Origin of the sequence: Paenibacillus sp. FSL P4-0113 (genome assembly GCF_038009305.1) — a bacterium.
Taxonomy (GTDB): Bacteria; Bacillota; Bacilli; order Paenibacillales; family Paenibacillaceae; genus Paenibacillus; species Paenibacillus polymyxa_D.
In genome coordinates, this window is sequence record NZ_JBBPAZ010000001.1 from 2,140,095 (window position 1) to 2,163,324 (window position 23,230).

Consider the following 23,230-nt stretch of genomic DNA (forward strand, 5'->3'; position numbering starts at 1 on the left):
TAGCCTGCGGAAACGGTCCGCAGGCTCAAAAAGATATATCAAAAGGGGGTCATGCTGTTATTATAAACTGCTAATATTAAGGAATGATGTTTCGAATATTACAATTGTATTACAGTCACTCTTTTGTAGCTAAATTCTCAAGTATCGACAATCTTGTGCCGTGCTCTCAACTTTAATCCAACTGCGATACATATCCACGATTGGAACGCAGCTTATAAATGACCTCATCATAATCGGCATCATTCACCTTTGCAGATAATACATACCGTAATTCATCTTGATCACCGTTAATATACACATCTGTTGCACGGAGCAACCCTCCGTCATGATTCGTTGTTCCGCTCCGATCTTCATCCAGATCCCTTTGGGCTGAGCCAGAGTTAATCTGGCCATCCTTCACATCTGGTAAAATATTCTCGCCATAAGCACCCGCCGCAGGGATTGCCGCACCCGCTGAGCCTCCTGTGCTCACAGAGCCAGTATTGTTATAAGGGACCAACGGAATTAAAACCCTCGTCTCCCGACCGAGCGTCTCATCCAGAGCACCTACTTCCAAATGTTCAGTTCTATAAGCCTGAAGCGAAGCTCTAGCGCCCTCAGCTTCATCTTCTGTGCGAAAATAAGCCTGAATCTGTTTAGCCATATCAAATCCTCCTCGTTAGGGAATTGTACTGGCATAAATCTAGGAAGCATTCACGGAAATTACAATGCCTTTAACAACTCACGCACAAAAGCGGGCTCATCCTTAGGGGTCCGAGACGTAATAAAGTTACCGTCCACAACCGCCTCTTGATCCTCAAAATGAGCACCCGCATTAATCAAGTCATCTTTCAATGGAGGATAAGCTGTAATCGTCCGGCCTTGTAACAAATCGGCACTCGCCAAAATTTGTGGCCCGTGACAGATAGCGCCAATCGTTTTTTTGGACTCATTAATTTCAGTTACAAATTTCAGAACATTTGCATCCAAACGGAGATTTTCCGGAGATGATCCACCAGGAATAACAACTGCATCATAATCACTTGATTTCACATCTGCAATGGCTTTTTCAATAGTATAGCTTACTTTACCTTGCTTACCGCTCACTTTCTCACCTTGCTTCAGCCCAACAATATCCGCCTCATGTCCAGCCTTTTTTAATTCATCATAAGGTACCTTCATTTCGGAATCTTCAAATTGGTCAGCCAATAAAAATGCAATTTTACTCATGAATGTTCAGATCTCCTTTCCGGTTATCCCTGATACAAGTTTAAAATTAAGCTTATTTTTCTACCACGATTTGTTATTACCCGCTTGATCTGTTTTTATAACAATTCGCAGCGGCGGAAAAGAAAAAGGAGCCTTTCGGCTCCTCCACTAATTCAATGCTACATATTTTATTTTTGGCCACTTTATGCTACTTTCGGGTGGCACCTTATTAACGCTCCATTTAACCCAATGTTACCTGCGCGGCAAAGCGCCGCGTCCTGGCTTGTCTATGGCTGTTGCAACATGCTGTAATAACGTATCAGCATTACGAGTAAGGCTGATTGCCTCCTGCATACTACCGGGAAAAAGCAGCATAGTGCTTCGATGCCCGTCCATTTTTGGGGTTTGACGCATAGCTTCGTCTCTCCTGTCACCCTTAGGCTATCCGCCTGGCTAATCACCAATTGGGATGACATTATGGTCCCTCTGAACAGCTATTTTATTCTACTCAGACCTCGCCGTGAATGTATAGTTACGAACGTTCGGTATCCAAAATCAGTGTGACTGGGCCCCAGTTCGTCAATGAAACATCCATCATAGCCCCAAAAATTCCCGTTTCTACCTTCAGGCCCTTGGCTCGAAGCTGACTGTTGAAGAAATCATACAGCTTCTCCGCTTCCTCAGGTTTGGCCGCCCCCATAAAGTTAGGCCTTCTTCCTTTACGGCAGTCACCATACAACGTAAATTGAGAGACAGACAAAATGGCTCCACCGACATCCAGAACGCTGTCATTCATTTTGCCTTCAGCATCATCAAATATACGTAATCCCGCCGTTTTATCCGCCAAATAAACGGCATCGGCTGCTGTATCTCCCTGACCAATACCAACCAGCAGCATTAATCCGGTTCCAATCTTGCCAACCACCTTTTGATTCACCGTTACCTGAGCGTCTTTACAGCGCTGAATAATGATCTTCATCGACTATCCGATATCTCCTTTAACCTTCCCTTTTAAAAGGTGCTCACAGCCGTACTACGGCTCTTTTAGCAGCCTATGGGTCTTTCTACCCAAGATATGTTACAAAGGCTATAAACCTATCTGTACGCTTCATAAGGTTATTGCATAATCCGATGCACGGTGTATACATCCTTCACCCGTTTAATCCGTTCGACAACAGAATGCAAATGATCCGTGTTGCGAATGAGAATCGTGATGTGAATCATCGCCATTTTATTTTTATCTGTACGACCTGTAACGGCCGAGAAGCTGGTTTTGTTCTCAGAAATGGCCTGAAGCACTTCATTCAGCAAACCGTTGCGATCATGGCCCGTAATCTCAATATCGACACTGTAATTGACTTCCGCTGCTTCTTCCCACTCTACTTCAATCACACGCGCCTGGTCTTCGCCCGTACCCGAAGGAATATTCGGGCAATCCGTCCGGTGAACGGATACGCCGCGTCCACGTGTTACATAGCCAATGATGTCATCTCCCGGTACGGGATTACAACATCGTGCAAAACGAACGAGTAAATTATCGACGCCTCTGACGCTGACACCGTTGGTAGGTGTTTTTTTCCGTTCGCCCTGCGGCTTGTACTCCTTGACCTCGGTCGTCAATTCGATCAACCGTGCCTCTTCTTGTTCCTTACGCAGCTTCTCTGTCAAACGTGTACAGACCTGCGCTGCGGTTATACCACCAAAACCAATCGCAGACAGCATATCTTCGGAATCGTTAAAAGAGAACTTCTGTGCCACTTCCTGAAGCTTGTCGTCGCTCATCCACACCGATGGCTCGATATCGCGTTTTCTTAGCTCACGTTCCAGATTTTCACGGCCTTTTTCAACATTCTCCTCACGCTTTTCTTTCTTGAACCATTGTTTGATTTTACTGCGCGCGTGAGAGGACTGAGCAATTTTGAGCCAGTCCTGACTAGGTCCATAAGAATGTTTGGACGTCATAATTTCGACAATATCCCCAGTTTTAAGCCGATAATCCAAAGGTACGATTCTTCCATTTACCTTAGAGCCAATCGTTCGATTGCCAACTTCGGTATGAATACGGAAAGCAAAGTCCAGCGGAACGGATCCGGCTGGCAACTCAATGACCTCTCCCTTAGGAGTAAACACAAACACAAGGTCTGAGAAAAAGTCCATTTTGAGCGATTCCACAAATTCCGACGCATCCTTCGCTTCATTTTGCAGCTCCAGGATTTCTCGAAAAAAGGTGATTTTATCCTCAAAGTTAGTGTTGTTTGCTCCGTTGCCTTCTTTATAGGCCCAATGGGCCGCAATCCCGAATTCAGCGGTACGATGCATATCCACTGTGCGAATTTGCACCTCGGTAGGCTCCCCGTTAGGACCTACTACTGTCGTATGAAGGGACTGATACATATTGGCCTTAGGCATAGCGATATAATCCTTAAACCGCCCCGGCATCGGCTTCCACAACGTATGGATAATCCCCAGTGTGGCGTAACAGTCTTTAATGTTATCCACAATAATTCGAATCGCCAGCAAATCATATATTTCATTGAACTGCTTGTTCTTCGTCGTCATTTTTTTAAACACACTGTAAATATGTTTAGGGCGTCCGGACAGATCAGCCTGAATGCCCATCTCTTCCAGCTTTTCTCTGATACGCTGTATGACATTATCAATAAACTGCTCCCGCTCTGCCCGCTTCTTATGCATCAAATTAGCAATGCGATAATACTGCTGAGGATTCAGATAGCGCAGAGCAATATCTTCCATTTCCCACTTAATGGCTGAAATACCCAGTCGGTTTGCAACCGGACAGAAAATCTCTAACGTTTCATAAGCAATCCGACGCTGGCTTTCCTCTGACTGATATTTCAAGGTACGCATGTTGTGCAGACGATCTGCTAACTTAATGACAATGACACGAATGTCCTGCGCCATAGCAATAAACATTTTTCGATAATTTTCGTTCTGTTGTTCTTCCTTGGAACGGAACTGGATACGCTCCAGTTTCGTCAGACCATCGACAAGCATCGCACATGTATCGCCAAAATGCTCGCGAATCTGCGCCAAAGACACCGTCGTATCCTCCACAACGTCATGTAAAAGAGCGGCGATAATGGAGATGGTATCCATCTGCATATTAACGACGATATCAGCAACCGCAAGCGGATGCAGAATATAAGGTTCACCGGACTTACGAGTCTGGCCGGAATGGGCCTGTTCGGCAAAATCATAGGCGTCCCTGATGCGGATAAGATCTGCTTCTCTGGTATAGGCCCCGGCCTTTTTAAGTAATTGCTCTATCCCCATTCTGCTCTATTCCGTGTCCTTTCTATGCAAAATGGAACCCGCCGATCAATGTCGCGCAAAGGTTCCCTTTTAAAAGTGATTTCCTACAATTATGACGGTTAGCACGTCACACGTCAACTATTACAGGTTTGGCATTGTAGCATTATTCTGTCACACATGGATAAGTAAAATGAGGAATGTTGACGAATTGAAACGAATTATATTGAAAAAATTACGAAAAGTAATTAATGTATATAAGAATAATTGAAAGAACTAAGGAGTGAACTGCGTTGCAACGCGAAATTCAAGTTAATGAAAAGCTACCGGCAGGACCTGGGTTCCTGCTCAGCGTACAGCATTTGTTTGCCATGTTTGGCAGTACCGTGCTGGTGCCGAATATTTTCGGCGTCGATCCCGGCATGATTTTGCTAATGAACGGTATTGGCACATTGTTGTACATCTGGATCTGCCGTGGCAAAATCCCCGCCTATCTCGGCTCCAGCTTCGCTTTTATCGCTCCCGTCAGTCTTGTGCTTAAAAACAATCCCGGCGGCAACGGCTATGCTATGGCCCTCGGTGCTTTCATCATTACAGGTATTATTTTCTGCCTCGTCGCACTGGTGATCAAATATGCCGGAACCCGTTGGCTGGACGTCGTTTTTCCTCCAGCTGTTATGGGCTCCATCGTAGCCTTAATCGGTCTGGAGCTGGTTCCGGTTGCAGCAGGCATGGCAGGCATTATCAATGCCGATCCTACTAAAGCATGGACTCCAGATCCCAAAACGATTACTCTTTCGCTCGTTACACTCGGGGTTACTGTTCTGGGTGCGGTGTTGTTTCGCGGGTTTGCCAAAATCATCCATATTCTGATCGGTATCGTAGTGGGCTATGTGCTTGCTTATTTTATGGGCATGGTCAATACACAGGCCATCGCAGACGCTCCTTTTTTCGGACATCCTGCAATTACCACTCCAGTTTTTAATACCTCTGCTATGCTGACGATTCTTCCTGTTGCTCTGGTCGTCATCGTAGAGCATATTGGTCACTTACTTGTGACTAGCAACATTGTCGGGCGTGAGTTGTCCAAAGATCCTGGTCTCCACCGCTCTCTGCTGGGTAACGGTATTTCCACCGTCATTTCGGGTTTTGTCGGTTCTACGCCTAATACGACTTATGGTGAAAATATTGGTGTCATGGCATTAACTAAAGTGTACTCTGTATGGGTTATTGGCGGAGCGGCTATCATTGCCATCCTGCTGTCCTTTTCAGGCACGTTCTCAGCGATTGTTTCTAATATTCCAGCTCCAGTTATGGGTGGCGTATCCTTACTATTATTCGGTGTCATTGCTGCCTCCGGTCTAAGAATCTTCGTTGAGCAAAAGGTTGATTTCGCCAAGCCAACTAACATGCTGCTTGCGACCATCGTGCTTGTTGTCGGAATCAGTGGTACTACGCTCACTTGGGGCGCTGTAACCTTGAAAGGTATGGCATTGGCTACAATCATCGGCATCATCCTCAGCTTGTTCTTCAAGCTGATTGACGTGCTCGGCTGGTCCAACGATAAATCACAGGAACCTTTAACCGAGAAAACACCAGATTGATATCTTTTTTTCAACTTTAAAAGGCCGCTCCATGTTAGTTATGGATCAACACGCTCAGGCTGTATAGACAAGCGTGTAAAGATCCATATCTCAATGGAGCGGCGTTTTTTTATGCACGGCCTTTTTTTCTAAAGATATCACACACGAAAGCGAGATACGACCTGATTAAGCGTATCAGAGACACCTGTAAGTGTCTTGACAGAGCTGTCCATACCTTCCAGATCCTTAAGCTGCCGTTCGGATCGTTCCGAGGCTTGCTCTGTACGTTTAGCTGAAGCTTTCGCAATGTCTGCAAGATATCCAATAGAGGCTGCAACTTCCTCTGAACCTGCCGACATTTCTTCTGAGGCAGATGAAACCTCCTGCACTTCTATCGCCACCTGCTGAATATCTTGATTCATCGCAATAAAACGTTCTTCCACCTCAAGTAAAATAGATACTCCTTCATCCATCTCCAGAGCACCCTGCTGCATTCCTTCCAAAGCTAATTTGGTTTCTTCCTGCATGGATCGGATTCGACTCGTAATTTGTTCCGCAGACTCGCTCACGTTTACAGCCAGCTTGCCGATTTCTGAAGCCACCACAGCGAACCCTCGGCCATGCTCCCCTGCACGTGCGGCTTCAATGGAAGCATTCAGTGATAGCAACTTGGTCTGCCCACTAATTTCCTGAATCATTCCAATTATGCTGCCAATTTGGGCGGACCGCTCATTCAATGAGCTTACTACCCTGCCTGCCTCATCCATAGATATTTTCGCTTTATGCATTCCTTGGTTGACCACGGTCAACCGTTCATTTCCTTGTTGTGCCTTATGTTCAATCTCAGTGGTAGCCTCGGATACATGCTGGATAGATTCAGCAATACGCTGTATGCCAACAGCCATTTCTTCCATCGCAGTCGCACTCTCTGCTGCTGCGACCAATTGAAGCTCGGCTCCTTCCTTCACCTGTGCCAGTTCTCCTGCATTATGCTGCGCATCTTTAGTAGCCCCAGAAATCTCTTGGGAAATTTTTATAGATACGCCTGAGATAACATCTGACTCTTCGCTCAAACGTGATGCCATTCCTCTGGTTGCCGCAATCACCTTATTGATCCCGTCAGCCATTTGGCCAAATTCATCCTTACGTTGTTGTGTTAGTTCAACGCTGTAATCCCCATGAGCCATACGATTGGTTATCTGCATAATTTTTTTAATCTCTTTGATCATACCTGAATTGTTAATTAATAACGCTCCCATAATTAGCAAGATGCCTATAACACTAACAATAAGAAGAAGTTTAAGCATTTCGTTCGCAGAGCGGTTCAAATCGGATTCTGGCAGTAATACGCCGATTTTCCATCCGGTTTGTGGGAGTGTTTCGTACATTATCCGGTAGTCCTCACTATCAATGGGTACGGATAGTTGTCCGGACGTACCACTTTGAATAGATTGTGCTGCTTCCGCATTCATCGTTTTTGTTAACGGCTCGCCTGCTTTTAAGGACGGAAGACCGGATGACAAAATGGCTCCATTCTTATCCATCAAGATCGCACTACCGTTAGCACCAAACTTCATTTTTTCAATAAACGTTTGAATGTTTGTCATATTCAGGTCGCCAGTAATGACACCTAACAGCTTCCCTTCCCTGTCATAAAATGCTTTCCCTGCAGTAATCATATTGACTTTCAGTCTGCTATCGTAAAAAGGCTCCGTAAAATTTATTTCCTTACCACGTTCCACGGCTTCTGTATACCATGGCTGTGTTAAGTAGTCATACTGTGGATCATCATATTCAATCGTTTGCTTCACTAGCTGGCCATCTCTATGCACATATATGGAACGGTAAGTCACTCCCGGATCATACGCACCTTTAGCAAAATAAATCCCTAACCCATAGGTCATATCATTTAATGCCAGCTCTTGTTCAAAGAATCGTCCATAACCCTCAATGTTCATTCCTGTTCCCAGTTGTTCCGCACTCTTAGTCAGCATCGAAACAAGTAAAGCATGACGATCTACGTTAGCTGCAATATCTGCTTTAACCCTCGATAAGGAATGAGCAGCATTTTGGCTTATTTCCGTATCTAGCTTCTGCTTGGCAAAAAAATAAGACAAAAAGCTGATTAAAATCAGCGTTATAAGTACAAGCGGAATCAAGGTAGAAAATGTCCGTGCCTGTAAACTCTTAAATCGAAATAAACCCAATATGACCACCTCTGCTCCTTTTTAATTATTTATCGACATTTATTTTAAATTTTTTATAACTATTCCCAATAAAAACAGTGGTAATTTGCACCAGTCAAACAAAGTCACACCTAAAACGCTTCTAAACAAAATAGCCCGATGGAGCAACTCTTTAGATAAAGAGATGTTCCATCGGACTATTTAGGCAATCCATACATAATTATTTCCCGGGAAACCCAGGTTTCGAAATACTTAATACGTAATCAGGGTGAATACATCTACGTCAGGCAGCTTCGCCCGACCGTTTAGATCAGACAGCTCGATAAGAAAAGCAGCCCCTGCCACATTGCCACCAAGCTGGCGTACCAAGTTTACGGATGTAGCAATAGTTCCACCTGTAGCAAGCAGGTCATCAGCAATCAAAACATTTTGGCCTGGCTCTATAGCATCCTTATGCATCGCCAGCGTATCTTTACCATACTCCAAACCGTATGCTTCCTCAATGGTTTCTCCAGGGAGCTTGCCACTTTTACGGATGGGAATAAAACCAACGCCAAGCGCATAAGCCAGAGGCGCACCGATAACGAATCCACGTGCTTCTGGACCTGCAATCAAATCAATTTTTAAATCCGATACCAATTCCTTCATATCGTTGATAGCCTTGCGGTACAGTTCACCATTTTTCATTAGGGTTGTAATGTCTTTAAAACTAATCCCTGGTTGTGGAAAATCGGAAATCACCCGAATATATTCTTTGTAGTCCAACTTAGTTCCTCCTACTGTAAACTTCAAATTAGTATATACATTTTACAACATAAATTACGAAATAGTATCTCAAGACGCACCCTTCATAAGAGACATAATCCAGCTCGTCATCTGGGTGGTGTCCGCATCCAGCAAATACCGCTCCATTTCAGCCATATTATATAATTCCTGATAGCGCGGAGAAGCAGTTAAATCCCGCTTGGGCGGATTGGATACAAAACGGAATTGACCATCTGTACGCGTCATAAACTCAAGCTCTTCGAAGATGTCCAATACTTTGGATAACATGCGTACTGAACAGGAACACTGTCGACTAAGAGCAGGCAGCATTGCCTTTTCATCAATAGGCTGTGTTCCCAATCGGGAAAGCACAACGTAAATGCGCTTGAACAGCTCTCTGTCTGGGCTTACGAGTCGACCGCCACGTTCACTGACTGAATGAAGGAGAAATACGTTTTCTACATTTTCAAAGGTAGACCATAATGCCTGGAACTGATCCGGTGTATCCGGCGGCTCCAGTACGAACAGCGACTTCACAGAGTGCTGTGCATCTCTTTGACCATCACTGGGAATAACGCTGCCATCTTTATCGTATAACCATAAGGATTCAGTGTCCACGGAGCTAGATGTACGAAGCCTAGATGACGGGTGGACCAACACCGCAACGTCTTTCTTTCTTTCCTCTATGCGTGGATGAAAGATCTTGAGTCCCCGCTCTAATTCGGCAAAAGGGTCCGACACTCCACGATAATCAAAAATTTGCGGCGCCTGCACTCGAATGTCCTGCATCATGAGCTGGAGAGACCTTTTACCGTTCCATTCGTTAATTGACAATTCACCCAGCAGATCTATCTCCGTTTCTTGCTGTAAAAAATCAGCCAAATCGCCACGACGGAAGGCAATCGCGTCCAGCGATAAACCGTTCTGCTCCAGCAGGAGCTTCACATGATTTTTCTCACGTCCCATTTTACGAGCCTCACGCAATTGCAGACCCTGTAATACGAATCGTGGAGATGGATTCCCCATACCAAAAGGCTGAAGCAACTCCAGTTCTTCAACCACTTGCAAAGATACCTCGTCCAAACGACAGACCATATCAGCCTCAGCTACAGGAATGAGATCGTCTGGTGTCAAAATGGAACCCGCATAGCGGTTCAGCTGCTCTTCAAACAATTCCAGATTATCACAGGACAGCGTCATACCCGCTGCCGAAGGATGACCACCAAAATGCTCCATAAGCTCATGGCTGTCCGTAAGAGCACTGTAAATATCCAATGCAGGAATAGAACGGGCGGAACCTTTGCACATACCTGTCTCAGCATCTATACCCAGAATAATGGTCGGTCGATAATAGCGATCCAACAGCTTGGATGCCACAATTCCGACAACGCCGACATTCCAGCCTTCACCAGCCAATACAATAACTGACGGTAGCTTGCCTCCGTTCAGTTTGGATGCCAATTGTTGCTCGGCTTGCTCCACAATACGTTCGACCACCTGTTGACGCTCACGATTGAGCAGGTCCAGCGCATGCGCAAGTTGGTCTGCTTCTTCCTCTTTTTCTGTCGTCAGCAGAGAAACGGCTCGTCCCGCATGATCCAGGCGCCCGCTGGCATTAATCCGCGGAGCCAAGGCAAATGCGATGTTGACTGAAGTCACTGTAGATATATCTACGCCCGCTACATGGAGCAACGCACGAATCCCCGGAAAAGCAGAGTTTCTCATGGATTGAATCCCTCTGCGTACCATCGTCCGATTTTCACCATGTAGTGGCATCAGATCGGCTACCGTGCCGATAGCGACGATTTCAAACCATTCCTCCGGCACTTCACCCAACAGCGCCTGAGCGAGCTTCAGGGCAACACCAACACCAGCAAGACCTTTAAATGGGTATGGGCAACCGGGGAGCTTCGGATTAATCAAAGTATATGCCTCGGGAAGTACTGCAGGCGGCTCATGATGGTCCGTCACAATAACGTCTATCCCCAAGGAAGTTGCATAAGCAATTTGCTCTACTGCACTAATTCCCGTATCTACCGTAATGACCAGTGTAACTCCCTGCTGATGTGCCCAATCAAGGGCATGGTTATGCAGACCATATCCCTCGTTAGAACGATGAGGAATATAAATATCATAGGAAGCCTTTAGAAAACGCATGAGCTGAATCATCAATGATGTACTGGATACGCCGTCCGCATCATAATCTCCATAGATTAATATATGCTCGCCACGTTCCAGAGCCTGACGAATTCTCGGCACAGCCTCTTCCATACCAAGAAGCAAAAAAGGGTCGTGTACATCGTCCACACTTCCGTACAAAAAGCGGTTTGCTTCCCCGGCGGTAGTGACGCCCCGGTTCACTAAAAGCCGGGACAACAATGGTGAAATCCCCAGTTCCCCTGTCAACAGCTGAGCCGCTTCCAGGTTAGCCTCTGGGGTCTTCCATCTGTACTGCGAATGAAGCAATCCTATTCACCTTTCTTTCATAGTCGTCCTGCCCTATTGAAGCAACGACGACACATCATTATCTGGCAGTTCATGATTGGATTTGTATGGATATCCGGCTTGATAAGAAATGAACTGCATTTGTACATGGGTCACCTGTGGAAAACGGGCTAACAGTAAATTTTTGGCTCGATCGGCGATTTCCTGCGCTTCCTGTACCGTAATCCGCGGGTTCACACTTATCGTTACATCCACTGTTATGAAATGCCCTGTTTCCTGGGCATGTAAGTGTTCAACCGTTACAATACCATACACCCGTTGAATCGTCTCCATAAAGCGTCGGGAGTCTTCCTCCTGCAAGGGCTGCGCAGGAACCTGGTAAGCGGTATTCATTACCATCAAATATCCTTTACGCAGCACCAGACAGGCTACGAGCAAAGCTGCGGTTGGATCAAGATATAATAATGCAGGCCATTCCATTGCTTCGCCAGTCATTGCGCCGATCATGCCAATCAATGCAATCAACGATGCATACAGCGAGTAACGTTCATGGTTTGCGTACCGATCTGCTTCCTCTTTATGACCATGTTTAATCGAGTAGCGATATTGAAACTGAAATAGCGCTTCTCTCAATACCAACGCAATAAATACGGTAATTAATGCATACAGACCGGGTGCCTGCGGTTCCGAACTGCTTAATGAACGAACAGCCGAGATAGCTAGCTGAAGACCGCTCATCAGCACTAAAATAGCCAGTACCACAGATATGACCGTTCGAACCTTTTCACCGTTTCGCAACCGTGCCAGCATTCCGTGCCCTGTAGCACCCTTGGAACACAGAAGCTCCTGCAAACGGGAAGCACTATCTGCAGCCGTGTGCAGTGCATCTCCCAACAACGCCTTGCTGTTTGCCGCATAACCGACGGCTCCCTTTAGAACAGCCAGCGCGAGATTACCTACAATCCCGCTCAACGCCGCAGTTTCCAATGATCGGCTGCGTTCGCTATTCACAACGTTTCCCCCTCAATCCTGAACTAACCCTTTCCCAATAAAGCTCAATCTAAAATAACCGAATTTCTCAAAATCAAAAACCATTCACATTTAAGTGCCACTACTGAGCCTTACTTAAGGTAAATCTTAAAACCTTAGAAAACCGCGCCCAAGCAGACGCGGCTTTCTCTTTAATTTATACTACTGGTATTTGCGTAACTTAAGACTTTGCAGTTTTGGCCGCGCCCCCGCCAGCTGTCGGAGATTTTTGTTTTCCTTTCAATGCCACCCACAGCGGGCTGGCAATGAAAATGGAGGAATAAGCACCAAACAACAAACCAATGACCATTGCAAGTGAGAACATACGGATCGATTCGCCGCCAAATATGAACAAACATACGGAGGCAATAAACACCGTAAACACGGTTGCAAGTGACCGAGTCATTGTCTGCGCAATACTGTGATCAACTACCTGCTCTAAGTCGTCCCTGGACTTCTTCTTCGCAAATCGTAGATTTTCCCGAATACGGTCAAAAATAACGACGGTGTCATTAATGGAGAAACCAACAATCGTCAGAATTGCCGTAATAAAGGTCAAATCCACCTCAAGCCGGAAAAGCGAGAAAATACTGATAACGAGGAAGGCATCATGCAACAACGAAACGATGGCTGCAATGGCAAACCGCCATTCAAACCGGATCGAAATATAGACCGCTATGGCTACACATGCTAGCAAAATCGCCCATATTGCATTCTGCTCCAGTTCTTGTGCCATTTCCGTATCCACTGTATTGACCTCAAACGAAGCCTTCGGATCCAGCTGTTTATTAAAAGAAATCTTAAAATCATTCACTTGCTGATCCGTCAACACCTGTGAGAAGCGAATGCCGAAACGCTCTTTCCCCGGTGTATAATCTACCTCTTTACCGATTTTCTGCTTGTCCAGCAAAGTTTGGATCTGTTCCTGTGTAACAACCTTAGTCAAATTGACATCCACATTGGAACCGGAACGAAAGTCTACCCCGTAATTCAAGCCGAATATTGACAAGCTTAGAATACCAAGCAGTGTGATAATAATCGAGAACGTGTAAAACCACTTGCTCATCTTAATATATTTCAAGTTCCAATTAAAGCGCACTGATATCACTCTCCTTCACACCAAAATACTTGGCCTTCTTCACAGCATCCGCTTTAACCAGCAGATTGAGTAAGAAGCGGGAGAAGAAGATATTCGTCAAAATACTGGTGACAATATCAACGATGAGCACCAAAGCGAATCCTCGAACGGAGCCTGTTCCCAGACCAAACATAACCGCTGCCGCTATAATTGTCGTAACATTGGCATCCATAACGGTACGGAACGAAGCCTTACTACCTGCAATGACAGAAGAACGAATCGTTTTGCCTGACTTGATTTCTTCTTTAATCCGTTCATACGTAATGATGTTGGCATCGACCGCCATCCCGATCCCGAGCACAAAGGCGGCGATACCTGGGAGTGTGAGTACAAATCCACCCAAGTAGAAAATCGCAAGCACTACCCAGGTATGAACGATGAGACAGAAACTGGCCACTAATCCCGGTACACGGAACATTGCAATCATAAATACCAGAATAATGATCGAGCCGATCAATCCAGCACGAATCGTCTGATCCAGTGACAATTGACCCAGCGTAGCACCTACACTCTGAGAATATTTTTCCGTCAGTTTGAGCGGAAGGGCACCCAGATTAATCGTATCCGCCAGTTTATTCGCTTCATCACGAGTGTAGCTACCTGTGATTGACGCGCTACCGTCCGTTAATTCCCCACGCACTGTGGGTGCAGACAGCAATTCCTGATCAAGGAAAATAGCTAATTCTTTATTCAGAAGCCGCTTTGTGATTTCTGCAAATTTAGCTTTGTCCTTGACTTTGATACTAATCTCAGGTTGATTCAGCTGATCATAGCCTACAACAGCGCCATTCTCCACAAAATCATTACCGCGGAGCTCAATTTTGCTGTATTGACCTGGCTTCTTAGCATCTGCTGCCGTTGCACTGCGAAACGTTAATTCTGCAGGCTTTTTCAGCATGGAGCGAACTTCTGCCTCATTAGTGACACCAGCAAGCCGCACGCGAATACGGTTGCTCCCCTCTGTTGTTACTTCCGGCTCAGTCGTACCGAGCGCATTAATCCGTCTCTCCAGACTTTGAGCTGTTTGTATAAGAGACTGTCTGGTTACACTCTGCCCGGCTTCCAAAGGCTGGGCTTCATATAAAATTTCAAAGCCTCCCTTTAAATCGAGGCCTAATTTTAAACTGTTCAGTAGGCCCGGGCTTGTCCCGATCATAACACCAGTAGTTATGAGCACGACCACGATGAAACTTAGAATTCTCTTCATTCCGTCCCATGTTCCCCTTTCATTCTCAATATTCCTATTATAGCTACCCCTCAAAAAGCAGTCAATTTGAACGCAAAAAAAGACCCCCTTCTATTCGAAAGTGGAGCCCCGTAATGCGGACATAGTCAAATAGTTCATAAAGCTCGTCGCTTTAAGGGAAAGTATATCGTTAACGAGCTTGTGCAGCGGAGGAATACCCTCCTTTTCATATTTATGGCTGACGCAATTCCACACGTCCTTACTTGTGACATGCTCATAGCCTACGAGAATCAACTCGTCCGCCTTACTTTGACAAAGCATCTCAATTGCGTCATCCCAATCCTGCTCATCCAGCTCTTCCATACCCACGATGGCCGTTCCTCCTCCCAGCGACTACCGGTTCCGCAGATCAGCAATTAGCGGGGTTATTGACTGCTTTGTAGAACATTTCTGTCCTGATCCTGGAAAACCCTTCTTCTCGTTGAAAATAGCCTTAAATCAACAATATATGCAATCATTTCGCTCGTCAATAGCAGAATTCACCACTCTCCCTCTTGTTGTCTAAATCACTTTGTTTCTGAACGGAAAAGCTTGTCATGAAGATGGACAGGTCCAGCATATCTTCTAAAGTAATGTATAGACGCAGAATTACATTTTGGGGAAGAGGGAGTTGCGATTGAAAAAGCAGACATTCATCCATGGAGCAATTATTTTATTGGCAGCAGGAATTATCAACCGGATACTAGGTTTTATTCCCCGAATCGCACTCCCGCGTATCATCGGCCCCGAAGGAGTTGGCTTGTACCAACAGGGGTATCCCTTTTTTATCGTTCTGGTGACGCTTATTACAGGGGGAATCCCTCTTGCGGTAGCCAAGCTAGTAGCCGAAGCCGAAACGGCGGGACAGCCCGAAATGTCGCGGCGTATTTTGCACACCAGCCTGCGCTTAACCATTACACTCAGTCTGATCGCCATGGTTCTCTGTCTTGTGTTCGCGCCTTGGATCACAAGCCATCTTCTGACCGACAGCCGCGTGTATTATACATTCGTGAGCATGAGCCCAATGATTGTCATTGTAGCTGTTTCTTCAGCTTATAGGGGCTATTTTCAGGGAAAGCAAAATATGATTCCTTCCGCTAGTTCCTCGATTGCCGAGACCGTTATGCGCATTTTTTGTGTCATTTGGTTTGCTTACTTGTTACTTCCCCATGGGGTAGCCTACGCTGCTGCAGGTGCCATGCTCGGTGCTCTGGCGGGCGAATTCATTGGCATGATTGTGCTTCTATGGCAATACGTGTGTAACCAGCGAAAAGATCGCATCCTTCAGCCGAATTCGCCTGGCCCCTCCTCTGAGGTTTATCCCGAGCAATCATCTGTTTTGTCACGTCTTATGTCTATATCCGTTCCCGTGACTGCTGGAAGGCTTGTCGGTTCCTTATCCTATTTGCTCGAATCTATCTTGTGCATGCGCAGCCTTGCCGTAGCAGGCATTGCAACTGGCGTGGCAACCGCACAATATGGAGCCATGCAGGGCATGGTCATTCCTGTGTTATTACTACCTGGGGTTCTGACCAGTTCATTAGCTGTTTCACTCGTTCCTTCGTTATCCGAAGCAGCGGCTAAGGGGCATATTATAGCCATTCACAAACGTCTACATCAATCGCTTCGGCTCGCTTTGGTTGCAGGAGCCCCATTTGCCGTGATCATGTATGTATTGGCGGAACCTCTGTGTCTGCTACTCTACAATAATGGCGATATTGCAGGAATGCTTAAGCTCATGGCACCTTTTGCTCTTTTTATGTACATTCAGGCCCCGCTTCAGGCAGCACTTCAGGCGTTAGACCGTCCTGGAAGTGCCTTATTAAATACCTTTATCGGAGCCGTTATCAAAATTGTGCTGATCGTCTGGCTTGCATCCCAACCTCAGTACGGTATCTACGGAGCTGTCATCGCCATTTGTATTAACAGTGCCATTGTTACTCTCCTTCATGGCTTCAGTGTCAGCAGGCTACTTCGCTTCCGCGTACGTTTGCTCGATTTCTGGAAGACCGGGATAGGCATGATCATCATGGCAGCAGCAGTGTTATATACCTACAGACATTTAACGATGTTCGACCAAATGTGGCTCCAATTTATTTTTGCCGCAGGCTTGGGAATTATTCTGTACCTTTTCCTGATGACCTTGATCAAAATGATTGATTGGGACAACCTTACACGCATTCCAATCCTGAGAAGATGGTTTAAAGCATAAGAAATCTAATCCGAAGATTTTCCATAGGCCGGTGGTGTAATGTACACATCACCTCTATGGTTAACCGAGCATAAAAAAACATCCTTAAAATCTTTGTGTCCCTTCGCTTGAATTTGATTTTTAAGCCAAAACCGGTTCATATCCATTCGTTCCAAATTTCGATCCAGCACCTTACCATCCATGATTAATGGAATAGGCAGTCCCTCATATCTAAACTTTCCACCGATTTGTGGAGAAGGATGGACTTTATCCACCTGTAGCTCTTTGTTTGCCAAATCTGTTCCGTTTAATTCCTGCTTCATTTTTTCGTGTTCCACTCCGACGTTATCATCCTTACCTATAACCGTTAGCTTACCTGTCGTTTCCAAAATAACATATTCAACTTCGTCCAGACTTTCTATATTTTGTTCACGAAGTTGTAACAGCAAGTCATCCAAATTGTAACGTTGTTTCACCATTTCGTCCTTGTTTAATTGTCCATTAGAGTACAATACACTGGGCCTACCATCAAATAGTAAGCGCAGTCGCCGACTTTTCAGACTGAAATAGGAAATCCCAATTTGCAAAATTAACAGCACTCCTAAAGGAATCAATCCTTCGTAAAGTGGACGTTTTATGTCCTCCAGACTGAATACAGCAATTTCTGCAATCATAATGGATATGACGAGATCGAAAACAGACAATTTACCGATCTCCCTTTTACCCATCAAGCGCATCACCAGATATACAATAAAATACATGAGCAGCGTCCGAAAAATATGAGCAAAAATATCGTGACTCAATATGTTCGCCTCCTCCCCTGTACTTGCAATAAGACATGAGTCGTTCATTGTACACGTATTCTGACCGTTCCTCACTTGGCTCATACAAAAAACAAAAGGCTAAATTATTGAAATAAAGAGAAAGACTGCTTGCGACTTGGTACTAAGCCGTGAGGCTTGGCCATAGAATGATAATAGTTCAAACCTTGGTACAGGAGGAATTATCAATGGAGCTCATTCGCCGCTGGTGTTCGTTTCGTCTGGCCCATCCTATTTTATCCGGCTTATTCTATGCTTTTGCATGGATGCTGCTTGGCGCATTGATTCTTTCACTACTCTTGTGGCTGACACAGATGCAGGAACAGGACTTATCATTGTATACGTACATCGTCCATGCATTCGCCATGCTATCTGGTGGCTTCGTCGCCGGTAAAAGATCAGCAAACAAAGGCTGGTATCAAGGCGGTATTACAGGTATCCTGTATGGACTAATCGTTCTGCTGGTCGGTTTTCTGGCATTGGATGCGGGCATGGTCGGCAAGGACCTGTTACACTTAGGTTTCGCGTTTGTCATAGGCGCAGGTGGTGGGATGTTTGGCATTAATCTCAACAAGTAATCAAAATGTTTGTACCCATGTAATAAAACAACACAAAAAACCGAGCCTCCTCAAAGGCTCGGTTTTTGTATAACGGTCACCAGCATTTTACGATTTGGAAACAACTTCCTCAGATGCCGTGTCTTTTGCAATCGCGTTGCTGATTGCACTGCGGTCAAAGGTCAGCTTCGTGACATCATTCACACGCAAAACTACTACATCATCCGTAATCTCCATAATTGTACCGTGAAGACCTCCGATTGTAATGACTTTATCTCCCTTTTTCAAAGCTTGAAGCATCGTTTGACGTTGCTTTTGTTTTTTCTGATTCGGGCGAATCAGCAAGAAATAGAAGATTACAAACATCAGAGCCAGTGGCCAGATCATTTGAAAAAGTCCGCCAGTTCCACCGGGTGTAGCAGCGGCTGTAGCAAAATGAAACATGTTAAATCCCCCTTTCGTATACTCTCCCTAAAACTTAAAATCCTTTATCATTATCATGAAGACCGTACTGCTCAAAAAATTCATCTCGGAAATCAAGCAGCCTGTCATCCATAATCGCTTGTCTGACATTACGCATCAATTGTATTAAGAAATGCAAGTTATGATACGTTGTCAGTCGGAGCCCGAAGGTTTCATCCGCTTTAATCAAATGTCGCAAGTAAGCACGTGAATAATTGCGACAGGTATAACAATCACAAGCAGGATCGAGCGGGCCAAAATCACTTGCATATTGGGCATTGCGAACGACAAGACGACCTTGGCTGGTCATCGTTGTCCCGTTGCGAGCAATTCGGGTTGGAAGTACACAATCGAACATATCCACACCACGGATAGAGCCTTCAATCAAAGCATCAGGCGAACCCACGCCCATCAAATAACGTGGCTTGTTGGTGGGAAGCAGAGGAACCGTATAATCGAGCACTTCATACATCAAATGTTTCGGTTCACCTACGCTCAGTCCACCAATAGCATACCCCGGGAAATCCATGGAAGTCAAATCCGCAGCGCTTTGCCTGCGCAGATCTTCATGCATGCCTCCCTGAACAATGGCAAACAGACCTTGATCATGAGGACGCGCGTGTGCCTCTAGACAACGCTCAGCCCAACGGCTGGTGCGTTCCAGTGACTTTTTCACATACTCATATTCAGCCGGAAACGGCGGACATTCATCGAAGGCCATCATAATATCTGAGCCAAGTGAGTTTTGAATTTCCATCGCCACTTCAGGCGAAAGAAACTTTTTATCTCCATTTAAATGAGAGCGAAAATGAACACCCTCCTCTGAAATCTTGCGCATTTCACTTAAAGAAAACACCTGGAATCCGCCGCTGTCCGTTAAAATAGGGCGATCCCAATTCATAAACTTGTGCAGTCCACCCGCTTCACGAATAATATCGTGGCCAGGACGAAGAAACAAATGGTACGTGTTACTCAAAATAATTTGAGCATCCATCGCTTTCAGTTCCTCAGGACTCATCGTTTTAACAGTCGCTTGAGTTCCCACAGGCATAAAGGTTGGTGTCTCAATAACTCCGTGAGGAGTGTGTACACGCCCGAGACGGGCTCCCGATTGCTTGCAGGTTTTGATATGTTCGTATCTTATTGCTGGTGCCATATTTTCTCTACCATCCTTAATTAATAAATGAACATTGCATCCCCGAAGCTGAAAAACCGATATTGTCGGTCAATCGCCTCCTGGTAAGCATGCATAATATTCTCCCTGCCCGCCAGTGCGCTGACCAGCATAACCAAGGTGGATTTGGGCAAATGAAAATTCGTAATCATCGCATCCACCACACGGAATTCATAGCCTGGATAAATAAAAATCTGTGTCCAGCCACTACTGGCCTCTAATACTCCATCACCAAATTTATTACCCACCGTCTCCAGCGTCCGGCAACTGGTCGTCCCCACCGCCACGACTCTTCCACCGCGCGCCTTGGTTTCATTGAGCACATCGGCTGTTTCCTGTGACAATGAATAGTATTCTTCATGCATTACATGCTCTTCAATCGTATCCACAGACATCGGTCTGAACGTCCCTAAGCCAACATGAAGTGTGATAAAGGCAACGGTAACGCCCTTCTTTTTAATCTGGTCCAGCAATTCTTCTGTAAAGTGCAGCCCTGCCGTTGGAGCCGCAGCCGAACCTTCATGCCGAGCATAAACGGTCTGATAGCGCTCGCGGTCATCCAGTTGTTCCTTGATATACGGCGGAAGCGGCATTTGGCCCAAGCGGTCCAATATCTCCTGGAAAATACCGTCATATGAAAATGACAGTACCCTGCCGCCCATATCTCCTTCTTCCTCAATTACTGCTTTCAGCTCATCACCGAAAACGATAACAGCACCCTTTTTCAGCTTTTTACCAGGTTTCACCAATGCTTCCCATCGGTCCCCTTGCAGTTGCTTAAGCAACAAAACCTCAGCCTTAGCTCCCGTGTCTTCCTTGATGCCAAACAAGCGTGCAGGAATCACTCTCGTATCGTTTAATACCAACGTATCCCCTGGTTGGAGATACTGCACAATATCCGAAAACGTATGATGGCCCACTTCACCGTTATTTTTGTTTAATGTCAGTAATCTGGAAGCGCTCCGATCAAGCAAAGGCGTCTGTGCAATTAATGTTTCAGGCAGTTCAAAATCGTAGTCGTTTACGTTCATATATTGGTCAGTCCTTAACTATATCCACATTTTTATAATAGTGTTGCAAAATTTTCTTGTAATCATACCCCTGCTCGGCCAAACCATTGGCACCCCATTGGGATAAGCCCAAACCATGACCATTTCCTTTACCTGTAAAAATAAAGCTTTGTGTTTTGTCAATGACTCGTGCATGACGATCTTCATTCATGACGATCACCCCGTTACCACTTGAAGTACTGCTGCCAGATGCGGACAGGATTTGAGTGCCTTGTGTACCACTTACATGAGAAGTAGCCCCATCAGCGCCTAATACAGTATAACTTCCGGTACTCGCAATATCAAACAGTGTGCTCGGGAGTCCGCCCATTGCTGAGCGAAACATATCCGGATACTTCACTTTCAAAGGGGATCCGTTCGCTTCAACCTCCAACACTCGCCCTGATGGACCACGTTTGGTGACATCGAGGTGATTAATAGAGGAAGGCACTGTACCCGTTACTTTTCCTTGCAGGGATTTAGCAAGCTGAGCTGACGTAAAGGGCCCCCTCACCCATGCATAGTCTCCGGACTGAGGCACCTTTTCTAATACAATGATCTCTTCACCCGGCTGCGCCTTGGCTATTGGTGTAACCGTCGATTGAATTTGGGGAATAGGACGCACATTTGTATTTTCCGCAGTGACGGTGATTTTGTCTAACCCCGCTTCTGTGACACCCTCCAGTTCCTTAGCATTATCCTCACGAATATACCCTGTCTTGCCACTGGAGAGAAGTACATGATACCATTCCTGTGCTCCTTTTTGCGCCGAAGTATCCCCCGAGCTGTCTACGCTGGCAAAGGCTTCGCCACCACTGTTCCACACCTCAGAAGCATCTGCTGTCACACCGCCCGCATTAGATGAAAATACAGCTTCGACCACTTTGCCGCCACTTTTAATGACTTCACCAGCTGTTGCATCTACAGCCTCATTGACATTGGCATGTTCCGAGCTCTTACCGTTGTAAGCCTGGCTTAACGTGCCGTCTACCACATTGCCGATCTGAAACCGATTGCCTTGGGCAAGCGCGTAGCTACGAGCCGCTACCGCTTGAGCCTTGAGCGCTTCATCTGGCCATGAGGAATAGACCTCTGCTCCTACCACGGAATACAAATACTGCTCCAAAGGAACTTCGTTCACAAGCGCCAGCTGACCTGACGTCATGCCAATCTCCATCTCGCCGCGATATATACGCTGTGATCTTTCCATCACTTGTATTCCATCATTACCACCGCTGACAATTACCTTGCTATTATCAGAACCACTTAGCATGTAATGAGACATCACCTGCGAGCCAGTCGTGACTCCTGCTTCCTGTCTTATAATGAGGCCAGTTTGAGTACCATTAACTTTAGACAGCGTGAGTCTCGGTTGCTTGCTCTCCAACTCAGTTTTCAAAGCCAACAGCTTGCTGTCATTACTTTCTTCTCCAACCCACACGGCATACTGACCTCTTGATTGAATCACAGTAAAAGCATCAAAGCCCGCCGCAGCAATTGTCGTTCGAACGAGATTAGCTTCCTGCTCGCTTCCGTAGCTTCCAGTGGACCAATGCTTGTTTCCCTTCACCTCGGCCTGCGCTCCGGTTGCCGAGGAAATCCGCTGTACAGCAGCCTGCGCAGACTGTTCACTAGCATATATTCCCGCGTACACTTGATACACAGAGCTACCATTTTTTGAACCGATAAAAACCGTAGGTTTATCATTAGTCTTTTGCAGGGCTTGCGCCGCTTTTATCGCCGCTGCTTCATTTCCTTCAAGTACCTTCACCCGATAGCTGTCTACACTAAAACGAGCTGTACTGTCTGGCAGTCCCATCCAAGTTTGAAAGCTGCCTCCACTGTTCTGTCCAACACTCAGACCTCCTGATGATTTCAAGGTTACAGCGGGGACTGTCGCTTTATATTTGCTGCCTAGATCCGCAAAAATCACTACACGAATATCCTCTTGGGCGGCGGCAGCGTGAACGCCCGAAGACCAAGGTATGCACACTGTAGCTAATACCATAATCGCTGCTGCTCGTTTGGCCCGGCCCATCCATGCACCGAAAATACTTTCTCGGTTAAATGCTTTTCCACTCATTTCTGGCTCCCCCAATCTAGCTGCCTAGCACTTATATTTGCGTAATTTATCGGGCTCTCGATCC

General features: G+C 45.9%; 20 protein-coding genes. 3 read left to right on the top strand and 17 right to left on the bottom strand.

Translation table 11 applies throughout. The features are described from left to right. Positions 1 to 172: 172 nt before the first annotated feature. The 5 genes from MKX46_RS08815 to MKX46_RS08835 all read right to left on the bottom strand — a co-directional run bounded on the left by MKX46_RS08815 (position 173) and on the right by MKX46_RS08835 (position 4,482). Positions 173 to 643: a hypothetical protein gene (locus tag MKX46_RS08815; protein WP_069012463.1), complete on the bottom strand. Its 471-nt coding sequence runs from the start codon at positions 641 to 643 to the stop codon at positions 173 to 175. Positions 644 to 702: 59 nt separating this feature from the next. Continuing rightward, complete coding sequence (locus MKX46_RS08820) at positions 703 to 1,209, bottom strand: type 1 glutamine amidotransferase domain-containing protein (RefSeq protein ID WP_341071166.1); 507 nt, start codon at positions 1,207 to 1,209, stop codon at positions 703 to 705. 231 nt (positions 1,210 to 1,440) lie between these two features. After that, positions 1,441 to 1,602 (bottom strand): hypothetical protein, encoded by a 162-nt coding sequence (locus MKX46_RS08825; protein ID WP_165150826.1) that lies wholly within the window; start codon positions 1,600 to 1,602, stop codon positions 1,441 to 1,443. A 118-nt stretch (positions 1,603 to 1,720) separates the two neighbouring features. Beyond that, entirely contained in the window at positions 1,721 to 2,167 is a 447-nt protein-coding gene (gene dtd / locus MKX46_RS08830; RefSeq protein ID WP_069012461.1) for a D-aminoacyl-tRNA deacylase, read from the bottom strand. 137 nt (positions 2,168 to 2,304) lie between these two features. Beyond that, entirely contained in the window at positions 2,305 to 4,482 is a 2,178-nt protein-coding gene (locus tag MKX46_RS08835; protein WP_025720225.1) for a RelA/SpoT family protein, read from the bottom strand. 269 nt (positions 4,483 to 4,751) lie between these two features. On the opposite strand from MKX46_RS08835, the gene uraA reads away from it, so the two are divergent. Beyond that, positions 4,752 to 6,062 carry a uracil permease gene (gene uraA, locus MKX46_RS08840; RefSeq protein WP_318627548.1) on the top strand — a complete coding sequence of 437 codons (1,311 nt, stop codon included), beginning with the start codon at positions 4,752 to 4,754 and terminating at the stop codon, positions 6,060 to 6,062. 137 nt (positions 6,063 to 6,199) lie between these two features. Here uraA and MKX46_RS08845 read toward each other — a convergent pair whose 3' ends face one another. The 7 genes from MKX46_RS08845 to MKX46_RS08875 form a co-directional block, all read right to left on the bottom strand. Next, entirely contained in the window at positions 6,200 to 8,257 is a 2,058-nt protein-coding gene (locus tag MKX46_RS08845) for a methyl-accepting chemotaxis protein (protein ID WP_318627549.1), read from the bottom strand. A gap of 222 nt (positions 8,258 to 8,479) precedes the next feature. Continuing rightward, positions 8,480 to 8,992 (bottom strand): adenine phosphoribosyltransferase, encoded by a 513-nt coding sequence (locus MKX46_RS08850; protein ID WP_029514814.1) that lies wholly within the window; start codon positions 8,990 to 8,992, stop codon positions 8,480 to 8,482. A 69-nt stretch (positions 8,993 to 9,061) separates the two neighbouring features. Next, positions 9,062 to 11,458 carry a single-stranded-DNA-specific exonuclease RecJ gene (recJ, locus tag MKX46_RS08855; RefSeq protein ID WP_209949770.1) on the bottom strand — a complete coding sequence of 799 codons (2,397 nt, stop codon included), beginning with the start codon at positions 11,456 to 11,458 and terminating at the stop codon, positions 9,062 to 9,064. 33 nt (positions 11,459 to 11,491) lie between these two features. Beyond that, positions 11,492 to 12,448 (bottom strand): cation diffusion facilitator family transporter, encoded by a 957-nt coding sequence (locus tag MKX46_RS08860; RefSeq protein ID WP_029514810.1) that lies wholly within the window; start codon positions 12,446 to 12,448, stop codon positions 11,492 to 11,494. A 199-nt stretch (positions 12,449 to 12,647) separates the two neighbouring features. Then, positions 12,648 to 13,565 (bottom strand): protein translocase subunit SecF, encoded by a 918-nt coding sequence (gene secF / locus MKX46_RS08865; RefSeq protein ID WP_049816863.1) that lies wholly within the window; start codon positions 13,563 to 13,565, stop codon positions 12,648 to 12,650. Next, positions 13,555 to 14,811, bottom strand: a complete 1,257-nt coding sequence (gene secD / locus MKX46_RS08870) for a protein translocase subunit SecD (protein ID WP_039275022.1) — start codon at positions 14,809 to 14,811, stop codon at positions 13,555 to 13,557. Before secD ends, secF begins: the two co-directional genes overlap by 11 nt. A gap of 90 nt (positions 14,812 to 14,901) precedes the next feature. Next, positions 14,902 to 15,159 carry a post-transcriptional regulator gene (locus MKX46_RS08875; protein WP_013311570.1) on the bottom strand — a complete coding sequence of 86 codons (258 nt, stop codon included), beginning with the start codon at positions 15,157 to 15,159 and terminating at the stop codon, positions 14,902 to 14,904. A gap of 307 nt (positions 15,160 to 15,466) precedes the next feature. Between MKX46_RS08875 and spoVB the strand changes: the two genes are divergently transcribed. Beyond that, the gene (spoVB, locus tag MKX46_RS08880; RefSeq protein ID WP_029514809.1) at positions 15,467 to 17,041 is read left to right on the top strand and encodes a stage V sporulation protein B; all 1,575 of its coding nucleotides are present in this window, start codon (positions 15,467 to 15,469) and stop codon (positions 17,039 to 17,041) included. A 5-nt stretch (positions 17,042 to 17,046) separates the two neighbouring features. On the opposite strand, the gene MKX46_RS08885 is transcribed toward spoVB, so the two are convergent. After that, entirely contained in the window at positions 17,047 to 17,823 is a 777-nt protein-coding gene (locus MKX46_RS08885; protein WP_029514807.1) for a DUF421 domain-containing protein, read from the bottom strand. 206 nt (positions 17,824 to 18,029) lie between these two features. Here MKX46_RS08885 and MKX46_RS08890 point away from each other — a divergent pair, with 206 nt between their 5' ends. Beyond that, entirely contained in the window at positions 18,030 to 18,419 is a 390-nt protein-coding gene (locus tag MKX46_RS08890) for a TIGR04086 family membrane protein (RefSeq protein ID WP_029514806.1), read from the top strand. 87 nt (positions 18,420 to 18,506) lie between these two features. On the opposite strand, the gene yajC is transcribed toward MKX46_RS08890, so the two are convergent. The 4 genes from yajC to MKX46_RS08910 are packed head-to-tail and all read right to left on the bottom strand — an operon-like array spanning position 18,507 to position 23,166. Further along, positions 18,507 to 18,842 carry a preprotein translocase subunit YajC gene (gene yajC / locus MKX46_RS08895; RefSeq protein ID WP_029514804.1) on the bottom strand — a complete coding sequence of 112 codons (336 nt, stop codon included), beginning with the start codon at positions 18,840 to 18,842 and terminating at the stop codon, positions 18,507 to 18,509. 34 nt (positions 18,843 to 18,876) lie between these two features. Next, positions 18,877 to 20,016, bottom strand: a complete 1,140-nt coding sequence (gene tgt / locus MKX46_RS08900; RefSeq protein ID WP_029514803.1) for a tRNA guanosine(34) transglycosylase Tgt — start codon at positions 20,014 to 20,016, stop codon at positions 18,877 to 18,879. A 20-nt stretch (positions 20,017 to 20,036) separates the two neighbouring features. Continuing rightward, positions 20,037 to 21,065, bottom strand: coding sequence for a tRNA preQ1(34) S-adenosylmethionine ribosyltransferase-isomerase QueA (queA, locus tag MKX46_RS08905; RefSeq protein ID WP_029514801.1), 1,029 nt, complete (start codon positions 21,063 to 21,065; stop codon positions 20,037 to 20,039). A gap of 7 nt (positions 21,066 to 21,072) precedes the next feature. After that, complete coding sequence (locus tag MKX46_RS08910) at positions 21,073 to 23,166, bottom strand: SpoIID/LytB domain-containing protein (protein ID WP_069012456.1); 2,094 nt, start codon at positions 23,164 to 23,166, stop codon at positions 21,073 to 21,075. Positions 23,167 to 23,230 lie beyond the last annotated feature (64 nt).